Source organism: Pseudomonas sp. Pseusp49, assembly GCF_059491875.1.
In genome coordinates this window covers 3,639,097-3,655,226 of the sequence record NZ_CP168514.1, presented here as the reverse complement: position 1 = coordinate 3,655,226, position 16,130 = coordinate 3,639,097, and the positions used below count along the sequence as shown (strand labels likewise).

9 protein-coding genes are annotated in these 16,130 nt (G+C 60.9%); all 9 read right to left on the bottom strand.

The window, feature by feature from the left end:
- Positions 1-246: 246 nt before the first annotated feature.
- The 9 genes from ACEN83_RS16355 to glgA all read right to left on the bottom strand — a co-directional run bounded on the left by ACEN83_RS16355 (position 247) and on the right by glgA (position 16,065).
- The gene (locus tag ACEN83_RS16355) at positions 247-2,913 is read right to left on the bottom strand and encodes an RHS repeat domain-containing protein (protein WP_495577727.1); all 2,667 of its coding nucleotides are present in this window, start codon (positions 2,911-2,913) and stop codon (positions 247-249) included.
- A gap of 154 nt (positions 2,914-3,067) precedes the next feature.
- Positions 3,068-3,868, bottom strand: coding sequence for an endonuclease/exonuclease/phosphatase family protein (locus ACEN83_RS16350; protein ID WP_218485118.1), 801 nt, complete (start codon positions 3,866-3,868; stop codon positions 3,068-3,070).
- A gap of 242 nt (positions 3,869-4,110) precedes the next feature.
- Entirely contained in the window at positions 4,111-4,869 is a 759-nt protein-coding gene (locus tag ACEN83_RS16345; RefSeq protein ID WP_495577726.1) for a PIG-L deacetylase family protein, read from the bottom strand.
- Positions 4,870-5,084: 215 nt separating this feature from the next.
- Positions 5,085-7,247 (bottom strand): glycogen debranching protein GlgX, encoded by a 2,163-nt coding sequence (gene glgX, locus ACEN83_RS16340; RefSeq protein ID WP_495577725.1) that lies wholly within the window; start codon positions 7,245-7,247, stop codon positions 5,085-5,087.
- Between the two features lie 217 nt (positions 7,248-7,464).
- Positions 7,465-7,785: a DUF2934 domain-containing protein gene (locus ACEN83_RS16335; RefSeq protein ID WP_495577724.1), complete on the bottom strand. Its 321-nt coding sequence runs from the start codon at positions 7,783-7,785 to the stop codon at positions 7,465-7,467.
- A 21-nt stretch (positions 7,786-7,806) separates the two neighbouring features.
- Complete coding sequence (locus tag ACEN83_RS16330) at positions 7,807-10,602, bottom strand: malto-oligosyltrehalose synthase (protein ID WP_495577723.1); 2,796 nt, start codon at positions 10,600-10,602, stop codon at positions 7,807-7,809.
- Entirely contained in the window at positions 10,599-12,677 is a 2,079-nt protein-coding gene (gene malQ, locus ACEN83_RS16325; protein WP_495577722.1) for a 4-alpha-glucanotransferase, read from the bottom strand. The genes ACEN83_RS16330 and malQ overlap by 4 nt, the downstream gene beginning before the upstream one ends.
- Positions 12,670-14,469, bottom strand: a complete 1,800-nt coding sequence (gene treZ / locus ACEN83_RS16320) for a malto-oligosyltrehalose trehalohydrolase (protein ID WP_495577721.1) — start codon at positions 14,467-14,469, stop codon at positions 12,670-12,672. The genes malQ and treZ overlap by 8 nt, the downstream gene beginning before the upstream one ends.
- Before the next feature lie 12 nt (positions 14,470-14,481).
- The gene (gene glgA, locus ACEN83_RS16315) at positions 14,482-16,065 is read right to left on the bottom strand and encodes a glycogen synthase GlgA (RefSeq protein WP_495577720.1); all 1,584 of its coding nucleotides are present in this window, start codon (positions 16,063-16,065) and stop codon (positions 14,482-14,484) included.
- Positions 16,066-16,130 lie beyond the last annotated feature (65 nt).

Here is a 16,130-nt window from a genome sequence, read left to right as displayed (position 1 = left end):
CATGCTTGGCAGCGCGAGTTGCAAGACAACATCGGCAGGAACCATGACCCGCAAGTACCTTCGGCAACCAGGGCGCTACGTATGTGTCGCAAGCCCCTGCGGATTTCCGTCAGGGCGGAAACAACGTAGCAGGCACGGATCCAGGATGGCTACTGTCAGAAATAACAGGTGGGGTAAAATTATTGATTATTTCTGGTGTTTCTTCTGATTGTGGCTTTGGATTTTTTAAATGTGTTTTACATATGTTCAGAAAAGCATTGCATCTGAAGAGCTTTCTGGTTTTTTGCGATCCGGTTTGGAAAACAGGAATTCAGGATAGGGATCATTTCTGTATTCGGCTGCACTGAGAGTACCGCTGGTATCCATTTTGCCGTCGGTAAAATCCAAATGGCGTGTGACCTCTGTTGAAGTAGGAGAGGCAGGCATTACATGTATTAAAAGATCATCTTGGTGAGGACGGATACCCCTTTCAACTCGAGTCGCGATTAGTCCGAATTCATCAAGGATTCGTTGAGTGGATTTGCCGTTTGGTGTCTCTTTCAAAAAACTCAGTGGCAATTCACCGCGCGTGTTTGTGAATTTTTCAGCCCATTCGAGAGTAGTTTCGTTTATTACATATTTTCTTGTTATCAATGATGGGAGGTGTCCAAAAAAGCCTTGGTCATTAGATATTTTCTTATATTGATATTTAACAACATCGCTGGCGAAATAGCTCGTTTCGCGCTTGTCTCTAAAATTTATATAGAGTTGCCATTGATGTGCTTCGTAGAGGTTGTTAAAGCTGTCTTCTTTATAGGAGGATCTTATTGCGGCTCCTATGACTGTCTTGTGTTTGAAGGTATTTGTTACGAAGTCAAATCGTTTATCTGAATGTTCATCGCCTGATTCAAGACGTGCCTGTAGATCCGGATCAAAGTACGAAACCTTGTGCTCGAAATGATGAGCAGTTCCGCCGACTTCGGCACCTCGAGGCTCGACTGATGTACGCCCAAGCCCATCAGTATCAAAAAAGTTGACCGGATTGTTTCTCACCATCAAGTATCGATTCAACCCATCCACTTTCCCCGCCGGATCCGGACTCATCCACCGTTGCAACCACGGTGCGTAGTATCGATGGCCATAGTAATAAAGCCCGGTGGCATCCCGTTCCCTGCCTGAATAACGACGTACCTTGTATTTCGCCTCCAATGCACTGCTGCCAGCCCACCATGCTGTTCCACCAAACGGGTAAAAACCTTCCTGGTTCAACAGGCTCGCATTTTCATCCAGCTCCAATGTGCAGGAGCCGAGCAAGTCACAGAGGCTGAATCTCAGTTGATCATTCATAACGTCCTTTGGCGGATGTTCTACCCAATGCATCATCCGGATCTGGCTATGCCCCGCATCAGCGGTAATTACATGTCGTTCTTCACCGCGCGTGGCGTCGAGGTGAATTTCCAGCCCCGGCAAATAGCGTGTGTCGGCAAGTAAGGTGCGACGGCCTGTGTAGGTGATGCGCGCCTTACGCAGGCGTTGGCCGCGAGGGCCATAAATGTAGCGCTCATGGTCATCAGGCCCGTCTTCGCGCTTGACCATGGTGACCTCACTCAACTGCTGACGACCGTCCCACTGGATGTGCTGGCCACGTTGCAGTTGTCGTTGATTGCCGCAGAGGTCGAACCCATTGACGATATCCTCCTCTTCGAATCGCTCTCCGTCCTCTTGCAGCGCAAGGCTGCGGTTGCTGGTGCGAGAGGTTTTCATGCTGAAGGTCGGTGCGCCTGAGTGGTGGCGAGTGATCAGGTTGCCGGCGGCATCGTAGTTGAAGGTTTGTGTGTAATGGGTCAGTTGATTCGGATCCAGCGGAGTGGGCAACAATGCCGGAAGCGCGGGACCGTATGTGGCGGGCATCACTTGTCTGCCACTGGCTTCGACCAGTTGGTAAAGACTGTCGTAACGATAACGGTTGATCGGCTCGACCCGCTGGTTTTTGAAAAAAACCACGGGCTGTGCCTTGTCTTCCAGATGAAGGATGTTGCCGACCGGATCGTAGCGGTAGTGCAGGTCCTGGAGTGGAGGGCTGCCGGGTACGGCGCTCACCCGTTGCATCGGACGGCCATCGTCGGCGGCATACAAAACTCGTGTAAGTACACCATTGCCAGCCGTTTCACTGTCTATCTGTCCGGCGGCGTTGTAATGAATGTTGCCGACCAATAGGCGAGGTTCTTGTCCGGTACCTGCTAGCTGCAACCGGGTTTCCTTGAGCTGGCCGGCTACTGAATAAGTAAATTTCCGCTGATTGCCTTTGGCATCGTTCAGGCATTGTGGATCGCCGGCGGCGGTGTAACGCCGAGTGGAAACAAAAACCTCGCCAACTTCCAGCAATGCGTCGCGCAGTTGAATGTCGAGCGGCCAGTCCGGCGTATCAAAGCTGCCGAGAAACTGCCTGGTTTCCACCCGTATTTCGCCGTGAACGGCATATTCGTTCAAATGCTGACTGCCGGCACCATCATCGTGGCGTACCTGTCGACCGCATTGGTTATGTGCCGCCCATTCATGGCTGGCCATACCGTAGGTGATTCGCTCGATGACTCGAGGTGGCTCACCGGCCAACCCTTCACGGATGGCAACCGGTCGTTGAAGCCGATCGAATTCTGATTGATGCCAAGTGCCACGACTGTCCCAACGGAACAGAATGGATTGAGCGTCATTCGGTAGACTCAACTGCCAACCGGCATCGACACTGTCACTCAATAGCGTCTGGTCTGAAAGGCTGAAGATCGTCGCGAGGTTGGGTGCAGGAGCGTTGCCCCGAAGGCGCGGATCCCACTGCGCCACCAGCCGTGCGGCAGGGTCGAATTCTTGACGGGTTATCCGTGCGTCAAGGGGCTGCTCAACCTGCAGTCGGCAATACGCTACTTCGCGTACGGCCAAGCCACGCGCGTCCGTGACCGTCAATGTTGGCGTGCCCCTGTGATGAAGCGCCCGGTAAGTCATCGCAGTACTTCGCTGCCTGCCCAATGCCCGGAATCCAGCATGCCTGTCAAACAGGGAGCGCGATACTGTAAGAACTAACAGTTCTGGCGATTCAAAGATGCACTTCCACCGCCAACGGCAAATGGTCGGAAAGGTGCGTCCACGGCTTGTTGCCGAGTATCTGCGGCTCATGGCTGCTGGCATTGCGCAGGTAGATGCGATCCAGGCGCAACAAGGGGAACCGCGCCGGGTAGGTTTTGGCGGGGCGGCCATGGTGGCGCTCGAAGGCTTCGTGCAGGTAGTCGCGGCGGGCAAGGGCGGCATTGCCTTGCATCTGCCAGTCGTTGAAGTCGCCGGCAATGATCACCGGCGCATCATCCGGCAAAGACTCTAGGAGCTGGCAGAGCAGTTGCAATTGCAGCTGACGATGGCTTTCCAGCAGGCTGAGGTGCACGCAGATGGCATGCACTTCGCTGTGCCCCGGCACGTCCAGCACGCAGTGCAGCAAGCCGCGGCGTTCCGGGCCGGTAATGGAGACATCCAGGTTGCGGTATTCGCGGATCGGGTATTTCGACAGCAGGGCATTGCCATGGTGACCGTCGGGATAGACGGCATTGCGCCCATAGGCGAAGTCGCTCCACATGCTGTCGGCAAGGAATTCATACTGCGAGGTCTGTGGCCAATCGTTGTAGCGGGAGGAGTGGCGGTCGTGCTCGCCGACCACTTCCTGCAGAAACACCAGGTCCGCCGACGTACTGCGCACGGCTTCACGCAGCTCGGGGAGGATGAAGCGCCGGTTGAGCGCGGTAAATCCCTTGTGGGTGTTGACCGTCAGCACGCGCAGTCGGTGGATGTCCGGGGGAGTACTCAACGGCACCGATTCAGCTGTTTGCCGCTTGGAATGACTGGCCACGTTCGCTCCTGTGATTGGGGGCTGCCTATGCATGCGACTGATGCATGGACGGGCAGTTCAGTTTGCCTTTAACGCCGACGCGCCAGATCTGACACTCTGCGGCGTAACCTCGGCGGCCAATGCCCCCTGTAGGAGCGAGCTTGCTCGCGATAAACCTGAGAGCACCGCGGGGTGTCAGGCTCCCCGCATCATCGTTGACCTCCATCGCGAGCAAGCTCGCTCCTACAGAAAGCGCAATGGGCTTAGACGAAGACGATTTCATAAGGCAAACGAATGCGCTCCAGCAGCGTGCGCGGTAGCAACGGCGCAAGGCCGATGGCGGGTTCACCGTCGAGTTGGCTGGCGTAGGCGTGGGTGGCGTGGCTCTTGCGGGCGACGGTCCAGGCATCGAGGCGCACCTTGCGCGCACGATGCCAGGGGATCAGCTCCCGGTCCCGCGCCGGCCAGTGCCAGGCCCGGAACGGCACGTCGTTGTAGGTGGCGCCAACACTGGCCGCCGCCCTGGCACTGGCGCGGCCGACGGTGTCGTGGTCGACAATGCCGTCTTCGCACCAGGTGCTGAACACCACATCACCCGGGCGCAGGTAGCGCCTGATGAATTGGACGATCCGTTCTTCGTGCTCCACCAGGGCGTTGTCGGTAAAACCGCCACGGATCCACTTCAGGCTGTGCATCGGCAACCCGAGTCGGCGGATGGCTTCCACGCTTTCCTGGGGACGAAATACGCTGAGGCGTTTTTCCGACCACTGCCGAGAGCCGGGGTGGCTGGCGCTGCCGTCGGTGATCGAGATCAATTGCAGCGGGTGGCCCAGGTTGCTGAGCAATTGCAGCAGGCCGCCGCAGGTCACGACTTCATCGCCGGGGTGCGGGGCAATGAGCACTGCGCGTGCACCGGCTGGCACCAGGGATTGGGTGTTGATGACCGCAATGCTGTCCAGTTGCGGGGCGCTGTTCCAGATCTGGGAGGGCAGGCTGGCTTCGCTGAGGGAAACGGATTTCATGGGTATACGTCCTTGTGCTGCTTCGCCTTCAGTCGTGCGCGAGACAAGCCCGGCCGACCCGTGAGGGCTGGTGGATAGCGGGGTGCGGCAACCCCAACCCTGGATGGCCGCGAATCGAGTATTGCTCATGCAACGCTATTCGTCGCGTCGCGAACCCGGCCAAAATGATTTTTCCGCTCTGCGGCAGTCGCGCGCTCAATGCCTGGACTTCGTCGTCACTCCTCTTCCTCATGCTGCAACTCGAACAGCAGCAACGAGCGGCCGGTAACCGAGTACTCGTGGCCGAACTCGAAGCGCTCCTGGCCACGGATCGACGGCTGGTTGGTGTCGATCATGCACGTCCAGAAACCGCCGTCAGGCACTTCCGGCAGGCGAAAATTGACGATGTCGTGATGCGCGTTGACCACCAGCATCAGCGTCGCGTCGGCGCCTTTGCGGCGAATACCGGTTTCCTGGGCGCGGCCATCGAGCAGCATGCCCAGGCAGCGATTGTGCGCATCGTGCCAATGTTTGGTGGTCATTTCCGTGCCGTCCGGCGCCAGCCAGGTCACGTCCTTGACGCCGATGTCCTCGTTGTAGTTGCCCACCAGAAAACGCCCGCGGCGCAGGATCGGGTAGGTCAGGCGCAACTTGATCAGGCGTTTGACGAACTTGAGCAGGGCCTTGCCGTCTTCGCTGAGGTCCCAGTTGACCCAGCCGATCTCGCTGTCCTGGCAATACGCATTGTTGTTGCCCTCCTGGGTGCGGGCGAACTCGTCGCCGGCCACCAGCATCGGGGTGCCTTGGGCCAGCAGCAGGGTGGCGAAGAAATTGCGCATCTGCCGATGGCGCAGCGCGTTGATCTCGGGATCATCGGTGGGGCCTTCGACGCCGTGGTTCCAGGACAGGTTGTTGTTGCTGCCGTCCTGATTGTTTTCGTCGTTGGCCTCGTTGTGCTTGTCGTTGTACGACACCAGGTCGTTGAGGGTGAAACCGTCATGGGCGGTGACGAAGTTCAGCGATGAGTAGGGGCGGCGACCCCGTTCATTGAACATATCCCCCGAAGCGGTCAGGCGGCTGGCGAAGTCCGCCAGTTGACCGTCGTCGCCCTTCCAGAACGCGCGCACGGTGTCGCGGAATTTGTCGTTCCACTCGACCCAGCCTGGTGGAAAATTGCCGACCTGATAACCGCCAGGGCCACAGTCCCAGGGTTCGGAAATCAGCTTGACCTGGCGCAGCACTGGGTCCTGGCGGCAGGCGACGAGGAAACTGTGGCGCTCATCGAAACCGTCGTGGTAGCGCCCGAGTATGGTCGCCAGGTCGAAGCGGAACCCGTCCACGTGCATTTCCGAAGCCCAGTAGCGCAGGGAGTCGGTGACCATCTGCAGTACGCACGGGTGACTCAGGTCCAGGGTGTTGCCGGTGCCGGAATCGTTGATATAGAAGCGCTTGTCATCGGGCATCAGACGGTAGTAGGACGCGTTGTCGATGCCGCGCATGGACAGGGTCGGGCCTTGCTCGTTGCCTTCGGCGGTGTGGTTGTAGACCACGTCGAGGATCACTTCCAGATTCGCTTCATGCAGGTGCGCGACCATTTCCTTGAACTCGGCAATCTTGCCACTGGCCAGGTAACGCGGGTCGGGCGCGAAGAACGCGATGCTGTTGTAGCCCCAGTAATTGGTCATGCCCTTGTGCAGCAAATGCTGGTCGTTGACGAACGCGTGGATCGGCAGCAACTCCACGGTTGACACGCCGAGCTTGCGGATGTGCTCCAACACGTCATCGACCATCAGCCCGGCAAAGGTTCCGCGCAGGTTTTCCGGGACCGAAGGGTGACGCATGCTGAAGCCGCGCACATGGGTTTCATAAATGATCGTCTTGTCCCACGGTACGCTGACGCGGTGGTCGTGGCCCCAGGTGTGCGCCGGGTCGATGACCTTGCACTTGGGCACGAAGGGCGCGCTGTCACGTTCATCGAAGCTGAGGTCGGCGTCGGGGTGGCCGATGGTGTAGCCGAACAGCGCTTCGGACCATTTCAACTTGCCGACCAGTTGTTTGGCGTAGGGATCGATCAGCAGTTTGTTCGGGTTGAAGCGATGACCGTTGGCCGGGTCGTACGGACCGTAGACGCGATAACCGTAAATCAGCCCGGGATGAGCGTCGGGCAGGTAGCCGTGGAAGATCTCGTCGGTGTATTCGGGCAGTTCGATGCGTTCGAGCTCAACCTCGCCGCTGTCGTCGAACAGGCACAGTTCAACCCGGGTGGCGTGGGCGGAAAACAGGGCGAAGTTGACTCCCAGTCCGTCCCAGGTGGCACCCAGCGGGAAGGGCAGGCCTTCACGGATTCGCGTGGCTTCAGCGCGGGGGGCTGGCGCGGGGGCTTTCTTTGGGCTGGTCATAAGTGCTCCTGGCTACAAATACTCGCTGATCAGCATTGCAACCTGTGGGAGCGGGCTTGCTCGCGAAGGCGGTGTGTCAGGCAACATCAATGCTGGAAGTGATGGCCTCTTCGCGAGCAAGCCCGCTCCCACAGTGTTTGGTGGTGTGGCTGCAATCTGTGGCAACGCACAGGTCCCTGTGGGAGCTGGCTTGCCCGCGAAGGGGCCTCAGACATATTCAAACCGCGGGCGGTTTTCGTGGTGCTCGAGGCTTTTTCTCGACGGCCTTTTCGCCGGGCGGAATCACTTTCGAGGCCGCTGCAGGCTTGGCTTTTGTTTTGGGCGCAGCGACTTTGCTTTCACCGGCCTTGCCATTGGCCGTTTTGCTGACCGGGGTTTTGCTCGCCGCTGCCTTGGCAGGTTTCTTTGGTGCCAGGGCTTCGGCTTCCGCCAGTTTGCACGCCATCTCCCAGTGGCGGGCTTCCTGACCTTCGGGTTTTCCTTCGGATTCCCAGATCTGATAGGCGAATTCGCGGATGCGTTTATCGTCGATACTCATCGCAATGCTCCTGAACTGAACTCAAGTGTGGTTAGTTTGAATAATGAGATTGACCGGGAAATCCCCCAGCGCGGCGCTGATCAGCAGCTCTCTGTGTTGTGTGACTGTGAGGCCGGTGAAAAGTCCCTTCAGATGTTCGTCCGCAACGGTGAACGGTAGTTTGACCCGGGTATCGCCCCACAGCGGCGCGTGGACCTGGGGTACGGCACTGTTTTCCAGCAGTTCGGCACAGCGTATCGGCACAATCACGATGGCGCGTTCTCCCTCCCGTTCGCGGACAAAACCCAGCACTCGATGGGCCTCGCTGCCCAGCACTTCCAGGGTCTGGTAAGTGCCACGCCGAAACAGCTCGGCATGTTCGGCGCGCAGGCCCAGGGTGCGCGCAACCAGGGCTTGCTTGATGCGCCCGTCCTGCCAGTTCGATAACAGGTCCGGCAGGTCTACCCTGTGCTGCAGTGCCTGCTGGCGGCTGGCGTAATCCACGGGGCGACGGTTGTCCGGGTCGACCAGGCTGAAGTCCCAGAAATCGTTGCCCTGATACAAATCCGGCACGCCGGGCACCGTCATGCGCAGCAAGGTTTGCGCCAAACCGTTAAGGGCACCGGGGGCGGCAATCGACCGGGCCGCCCTGGCGAGGGCCGCACGCAGCAGCTCACCTTCGGGGCTGAGCAACAGGCGCTGGATAAAGTCCTCGGTCGCTTGCTCGTAAGCGTCATTGGGCGCGCTCCAGCTGCTTTGCAGCTTGGCTTCGCGAAGGGCCTTGCGCTGCCATTGCCAGAGGCGTTTGGCGTAGTCCTCGAGCGCCGGTGGATTATCGATAGCCAAACCCAGTGGCCAACTGCCGAGGATCGCCTGATACAGAATCAACTCATCGCCCGCCGACGGCACTTGATCGTCGTGGCGCAAGGGGCGGGCGAGGGCGCGCCACAGGCCGATCTGCTCGCTGTACCAGCCGCTGCGCTCACTCAGTACCGCCAGCCGCGCGCGTGAGTCTTCGCCACGCTTGTGGTCGTGGGTGGCGCTGGCCAGCAGATTGTCCGGGAAGGTTTCAAGGCGTTCGATGCAGGCCCGATGAAAGTCGGCAACCGGCGCACTGAACTGCTCGGTGCTGAACCCCACGTCATTGCGCGAGAGCAGGACGGCCGAACGATAGAACGCGGTGTCTTCCACCGCTTTCGCCGCGGCTGGCGAGGTCAGTTGCTGGAAACGCACGCAGGCGTGCTTGAGGCGTTTGCGCTGACGACCGACCGGGCGTCGCCGCCAGGGCTCGCCACCGAGCCAGCCGGCCAGGCAATCGAGTACCGGCCAGTCTGCCTCGCCCAGGGTTAGGCGGGCGCCGTCCATGGCCTGCTGGAAAAACACCTCGTCCTGGCCTGTCCGGCCAAGGGGGCCGATGTAGGTGCGGTACACCGGGAAATGCACGATCAGCGCCTGCAAGGCCCGGCGAATCGCACCGAGGGTCAGGTCACGGGTCATGAGGTTGTCCCGGGCCACTTGCAGCAAGGCCTGGGCGACGCTTTCGAAATCCCCGGCCAGGGAGCCATTGAGAATTTGCTGGCGGGCCAGCTGTGCTTCCTGGGAGAAGTCAGCGGGCCGCTCACTGTGGCGCTGCCAGAGATCGGCCAGTGTCTGCTCGCCCCGTGGGTCGTGTTGCAGCAGTGACAACTGGTTCATGAACTCGTAGCCGGTAGTGCCATCCACCGACCAGTCGCGATGCAGGGTCTCGCCTTCACCGAGGATTTTTTCGACATAGATGGGCAGATGGCGGCCCGCGCACAGACTGTCGACCCGGCGCCGCAGCTTTCGGCAGTAGCCTCGCGGGTCAGCGAGGCCGTCGATGTGGTCGATGCGCAACCCGTCGATCAGCCCCTCGGCCACCAGTTGGAAGATCTTCGCGTGGGTGGCTTCGAACACCGCGGGGCGCTCGACGCGCAGTCCGCCGAGTTCATTGATATCAAAGAAGCGCCGCCAGTTGATGTCATCGGCGGCCGTGCGCCAGCTGGCGAGGCGATAGCTCTGGCGCTCCAGCAGGTTGTGCAGGCGCTGGAAGCCTTCGTCGGTCAGTGAGTCGTAGTGCTTCAGGTGTTGCTCAATGGCTTGAGCAATAAGCGGATCGCTGACCAGATCGCGCAGTTCCGCCTTCAGCGGTATGGCCAGGCTGTGGGCGTCGGTCTGGTAGCTCAGGGTGCTGAAGCGATCGGCCAGGTTTTTCAGTTGTTCGGCCTGCTCCGTATCGAGCGCTGCATCGGTCTTGAGCAGTTCGCCGTAATCGCGGGGGCAAATGGGAAAGCGATGTTCGTAGTGCTCGACATGGAAGCTGCCGTGCCAGGCATCGAAGCGCAAGGGCAGGGTGCCGTCCTGCAACGCCACGCCGTAATCGCTGCCCAGGAACGGCAGGAGCAACTGGCCTTCCATCAACGGATCGGGAGAGTGCCACTGGATGTCGAAAAACTCGCCGTAGGGACTCAGGCGTCCCCACTCCAACAGATCCAGCCACCAGGGATTGTCAGCGCCGCCGACCGCCATGTGGTTGGAGACAATGTCGAGGATCAACCCCATGTCCTGCTCGTGCAAGGCGTTGACCAGGCTGCGCAGCGCCACTTCGCCACCCAGTTCCGGGTTGACCCTGGTCGGGTCCACCACGTCATAGCCATGCATCGATCCGGCCCGGGCACGCAGCAGCGGGGAGGCGTAGACATGGCTGATGCCCAGGCGCGCGAAATACGGCACCAGCGGCACCGCGTCTTCCAGCGTGAAGCCTTTATGAAATTGCAGGCGCAGCGTGGCGCGCAGCGGGCGGGTAGGCTGTCGGGTCATCGGTCACGCTCGGCCGCCTGCAGTCGCGCACAGGCGAGCAGTTCCAGGCGCCGCGCGGCATCCGGTCCATCGAGCAGGGCTTCGCTGTAGCCGGGCAAGCGCCGCGACCAGTTCGGGTGGGTGTCGATGGTGCCGGGCAGGTTGGCCTGTTGTTCCACGCCAAGGGCATCTTCCAGCGGCAACAGCACCAAGGGGGCCCGGGTATGGCCGAGAAATCGCACGCTGGCGTCGAGCACCTGGTCGGTTTCGTGGGATTCTTCACGGAAGTTCTGCGGGTCCTGGCTCAACGCCCGGCGCAGGCCCTCGCGCTCACGCTCGCGATGCTGGCGCCATTCGATCTCACCGCTGGCGTCGACCATGCCGAGCCGGGCGTTCCAGTCGATGTCGCGGCCATGCCACCAGCCGTTGAGGGTCGGCAGGTCATGGGTACTGGTGGTCGCCAGGGCGTTGTCCGGCCAGTCGAGGATCGGCTTGAAGTGCGTGTTGTCCTGCTCGAACAGCAGCACCCGCATGCCGAGCATCGAACGGCCGATGAGTTTTTCCCGCAGGCCGTCCGGCACGGTGCCGAGGTCTTCGCCGAGGACGATGGCCTGGTGCCGATGGGATTCCAGGGTCAGCAAACGCAACAGATCGTCCACCGGGTAATACAGGTAGGCGCCGTCGGCAGGCGGCGAGCCGTTGGGGATCACCCACAGCCGCTGCAGTCCCATGACGTGATCGATACGCAAGCCACCACAATGGGCGAAATTGGCCCGCAGCATTTCGATGAACGCCCGGAAACCATTGCGCACCAGCCCTTCAGGGGAGAACGCGGAAATTCCCCAGCCCTGGCCCGTGCGGTTGAGTATGTCTGGTGGTGCGCCGACGGTGAGGGACGCGAGTAGTTCGTCCTGCCGGCTCCAGGCCTGGCTGCCGCCGCCATCGGCGCCAACGGCCAGGTCGGCGATCAGGCCGATGCTCATGCCGCTGGCGCGGGCGGCGGTTTGCGCGCGTTCCAGGCAGCGGGTGATCAGCCATTGGCAGAAGGCGAAGAAGCCGATGCGTCCGGCATTCTCTTCGGCAAAAGCTGCGAGTTCGGCGCTGCGCGGATTACGCCAGGGTTCGGGCCACTGTCGCCAATCGAGGCCTTCACCGCGGGCGGCGCGTGCCTCCTGGATGGCTTCGAAGCGACAGTGGTTTTCCAGCGCTTCGCCGGCAGCGTGACGAAAACTGCTGAAGTCTTCGTGCAAGGGATGTTCACCCTGGACGAAACCTTCGTACAGCGACTGCAACAGCCGATGTTTGGCTTCGGCGGCGGCCGGCCAGTCAATCAGCGGACGCTCTTCCAGCGCCTTGAGTTCAATGGCGAGCCCGGTGGCATCGATGGCGGTGCGCAGGGCGCGCTCGCCGAGAATGGTGCCGGGGGCGCAGTAAAGGCTGTTGAGAAACAGACGGCTGGACGGCGAGTACGGACTGTAGCGTTGGGTGTCATTGGAAAACATCGCATGCAAGGGGCTGATCGCCAGCGCCTCGGCGCCACGTTCACCGGCCACTCGCGCAAGGTCCTCCAGCGCCTGGGTATCCCCAAACCCGCCATCGCCGGGGCGACGCAAGCCATACAATTGCACGCTCAGGCCCCAGGCACGCGGGATCGGGTTATCCACGGCATCGGCGACGCTGTAACAACGGAGTGGGGCCACCGCCAGGGTGAAGGTTTGCCCGTCGATGCTGACCTGTTGATAGCCGACCGGTACCAGCCCCGGCAGTTTTGCGTTGGCGTCCAGCTTGAGGTTGAGCCGCGAACCGTCTTCGAGGTGGATTTCGCAAGGGGTTTCAGGTGCAAAGAAACGCGCCAGATCCAGGCCAACTCCAACATCGGCGGTGATCAATGGCGGCAAGTGATGGGTCTGTTGCGCCGCTTGCAATTCCAGCAGGCTGGCGTCGATTTCCTGGGCGCTGCCTGCCGGGTGGCCAAGTCCGGTCAGCACATTGCGCAAAACGGAGGGTGCGACTTTTTGCGGGCGGCCGTTGGCGTCGATCCAGTCGACCGCGAGGCCGGCACGGCTGGCCAGAATTTCCAGTTGCGCATCACTCATGGACGCTCTCCATACGAACTACCAAAGGGGCTGCGGCGGTGAGGCTGACAAGCGCGCAATACGGGGCAAGGGTGCCCTGTTCCAGTAGATCGGCGCTCTGTGGCGGGTATTCGAGCACCCGCGCAGCACCGGTCTGTGAGGTGTGGACTACCGGCTTGTCGCTGAGGTTCAGGTCAATGCGCAGCTCGCTGCCATCGCCCAGGCGCCAGGCGGCACTGACCGCGCCTTCTCCCAGCTCGTCAGCTCCCAGTGCCTGGGTGCCCGGCAAGCGGGGAATGAGGAGTCGATGACGGATCTGCAACAGCCGGCGATACAGGTCGTGCATCTCAGTATGGCCGTTCGAAGGCAGGACGGGGCGGGACGCTGCAAATGTCTGCGGATCGTTCGGGTCAGGAATGTGCTCGCGCAGGAGTGGGTCGGCAAACACGCTGAAGGCCGCGAACTCGTTTCGTCGGCCGTCCCGTACCAACTTTGCCAACTCACCGTGATGGCTGGTGAAATAGAGGAAGGGTTGCTCGACGGCGAACTCGTCGCCCATGAACAGCAGCGGAATCATCGGCGACAACAGCAGCAACACCGTGGCGGCCCGCAGCGCTTGCGGGTGGGCGAGTTGATGCAGGCGCTCGCCGAAAGCGCGGTTGCCGATCTGGTCATGGTTCTGCAGGAACAGGATGAAGGCGCCGGGTGGCAAATGCCCGCTGGGCTCACCGCGGGTCACGCCATGGCGATTGACATGACCCTGGAACACGAAACCCTGGCTCAGGCAGCGCGCCAGTTGTTCGGTGGGGTTGTGCGCGTAGTCGGCGTAATAGGCCTCGGTTTCGCCGGTCAGTAACACATGCAGGGCATTGTGGCCGTCATCGTTCCACTGCGCGTCGTAACCCTGTTCGAGCAGGCCGGCCTGGTTGTGTTCGTTCTCCACCATCAGCCACACATGTCGCGCCGGTCCCGTCTGCTGGCGCACCCGTTGCGCCAGTTCCTGGAGGAAATCCGGGTCTTCGATGGCGTGCACCGCGTCCAGGCGCAAACCGTCGAAACGGTATTCGAGCAGCCACATCAAGGCGTTTTCGATGAAGAAGTCCCGTACTTCGCGGCGGCGGAAGTCGATGGCCGCGCCCCACGGCGTCTGTTTGTCTTCGCGAAAGAAGCCCTTGGCATAACGATGCAGGTAATTGCCGTGCGGACCGAAGTGGTTGTAGACCACGTCGAGAATCACCGCCAGGCCATGACCGTGGGCGGTGTCGATCAAGTGTTTGAGCTGCTCGGGTGACCCGTATGAAGCCTGGGGCGCGTAGGGCAGGACACCGTCATAGCCCCAATTGCGCTCACCGGGAAACTGCGCGACGGGCATCAGTTCGATCGCGGTGACGCCCAGTTCGACCAGGCGCGCCAGATGCTGCTCGACGGCACTGAAGCCGCCGAGCGCACCGACATGCAGTTCGTAAATCACCGCTTCGTTCCACGGCCGTCCCGACCAGGCACTGTGTTGCCAGGCATAGGCGAGCGGATCGACCACCACGCTGTGCCGGTCGATATCGCCGTCCTGAGCACGGGAAGCCGGGTCGGGCACTTCCAGTTCGCCGTCGATGCTGTAGCGGTAACGCGTGCCTGCCGCGCATCGGATGTTGCTCACGAACCAGCCGTCGGCCTGGGGCAGCAACGGCAAGGACTGTCCATGTTCCAGTTCGACACTGACGTAAAACGCATCTGGCGCCCACAACGCGAATTGCGTGTGCTCTGCGTCCAGCATGATTGCGCCGTGGGGCCAGGTCTCAAGGGTCCGTAACGGCATCTTGAAAGCCTCTTACTGTTTGTTCGATTTCCCCAACGCTTTCGCCACAAGCTGTTCATAGAGTTCGGCGTAGGGTTCGACCGCCTTGCACCAGTTGAATGGCGCTGCCATGGCCCGGCAGCGCATGGCGTGCAGCAGGTCGGGGAAGGCGAACACCTTGAACGCGCGGCTCAGGGCTTCCTGATAGCTCTGCACCGTGGATTCATCGAACAGGAAGCCGGTCACGCCGTTTTCGATGGTGTCGGCCAGGCCACCGGTATTGCGTGCCACCGGCAACGAGCCGAAGCGCTGGGCGTACATCTGGCTCAGGCCGCAGGGTTCGTAACGCGAAGGCATCAGCAGGAAGTCGCTGCCGGCGAACATGCGCCGGGCATCGGTTTCGTTAAAGCCGATGCGCACGCCGATCTGCCCGGGGAAACGCAGGGCCAGTTCGCGCATCGACTGTTCTTCTTCCGGCTCGCCACGGCCGATGATCGCGATCTGGCCACCGGATTTGACGATGTATTCGGAGACCGCTTCGGTCAGGTCCAGGCCTTTCTGATAGACCAGGCGCGACACCACGGCAAACAGCGGCCCTTCGGATTCTTGCAGGCCGAACAGCTCGCGCACATGGGCGGCGTTCACCGCCTTGCCATCCCAGTCGCCGATTTCGAACGGGCAGAACAGGTGCGGGTCGGTCGCTGCATCCCAGCTTTCATCGATGCCGTTGGGAATCCCGCTGAGCAGGCCTTGCTGAGTCTTGGCGGCAAGGAAACCGTCGAGCCCGCAGCCGAAGTCCGGGGTGGTGATTTCCTGGGCGTAGGTCGCGCTGACGGTGGTGATATGGCTCGAGTAGGCCATGCCGGCCTTGAGGAACGACATCTTGCCGTAGAACTCCATGCCTTCCTGTTGCAGCGCGTGATGGGGAATGCCCAGTTCGGGGCACGAGCCCAGGCTGGTCACGCCTTGATAGGCCAGGTTGTGAATGGTGAACAGCGTTGGCGTGCGCTGTCCGCGCCAGTGCATGTAGGCCGGGGCCAGGCCGGCCGGCCAGTCGTGGGCGTGCACCAGGTCCGGGCACCAGTGGATTTGCGCGAGGTTGGCGGCGATGTCGGCCGCCGCCAGGCCCAGGCGGGCGAAACGGATATGGTTGTCCGGCCAGTCGCGGCCGTTGTTGGCGCCGTAGGGTGAACCTTCGCGCTCGTAGAGTTCGGGGCAGATCAGTACGTAGATGACCAGACCATCGGGCATGTCCATGCGCCCGATCTTGCACGGTGGCAACGCGGCATGACCGCCGAGTTCACCGATGATATGGATAGGGTTCTCGCTGTGCAGCACCTGCGGGTAACCCGGGATCAACACCCGCACATCGTGCAGATGGGCCATGGCCCGTGGCAGCGCCGCGGAAACGTCGCCCAGGCCACCGGTTTTCACCAGGTCGGCAATTTCCGAGGTCACGAACAACACTTTCTTACGGTTCGGATTCTGCTGGGCTGCCGGGGTCAGCGTCCTGGTGCCGGGCACGCTGACGGGTTGGGTGTTCGCGGCAGTTACGGCGCTCGATTCGCCGACCTGATTAGCACGTTCTCCCTGTATTTCCAAAGCCGTACTGATCATATGAATCTCCCGTGCTGTTGATCTAATTCTTAGGTCTGGCAAACGGTGTTTCATGGCCAATTCCC

Coding starts and splice junctions, on each gene's coding strand:
- ACEN83_RS16345 (WP_495577726.1), bottom strand. CDS start 4,869: ATGAAATCCGTTTCCCTCAGCGAAGCCAGCCTGCCCTCCCAGATCTGG.
- glgX (WP_495577725.1), bottom strand. CDS start 7,247: ATGACCAGCCCAAAGAAAGCCCCCGCGCCAGCCCCCCGCGCTGAAGCC.
- ACEN83_RS16335 (WP_495577724.1), bottom strand. CDS start 7,785: ATGAGTATCGACGATAAACGCATCCGCGAATTCGCCTATCAGATCTGG.
- ACEN83_RS16330 (WP_495577723.1), bottom strand. CDS start 10,602: ATGACCCGACAGCCTACCCGCCCGCTGCGCGCCACGCTGCGCCTGCAA.
- malQ (WP_495577722.1), bottom strand. CDS start 12,677: ATGAGTGATGCGCAACTGGAAATTCTGGCCAGCCGTGCCGGCCTCGCG.
- treZ (WP_495577721.1), bottom strand. CDS start 14,469: ATGCCGTTACGGACCCTTGAGACCTGGCCCCACGGCGCAATCATGCTG.
- glgA (WP_495577720.1), bottom strand. CDS start 16,065: ATGATCAGTACGGCTTTGGAAATACAGGGAGAACGTGCTAATCAGGTC.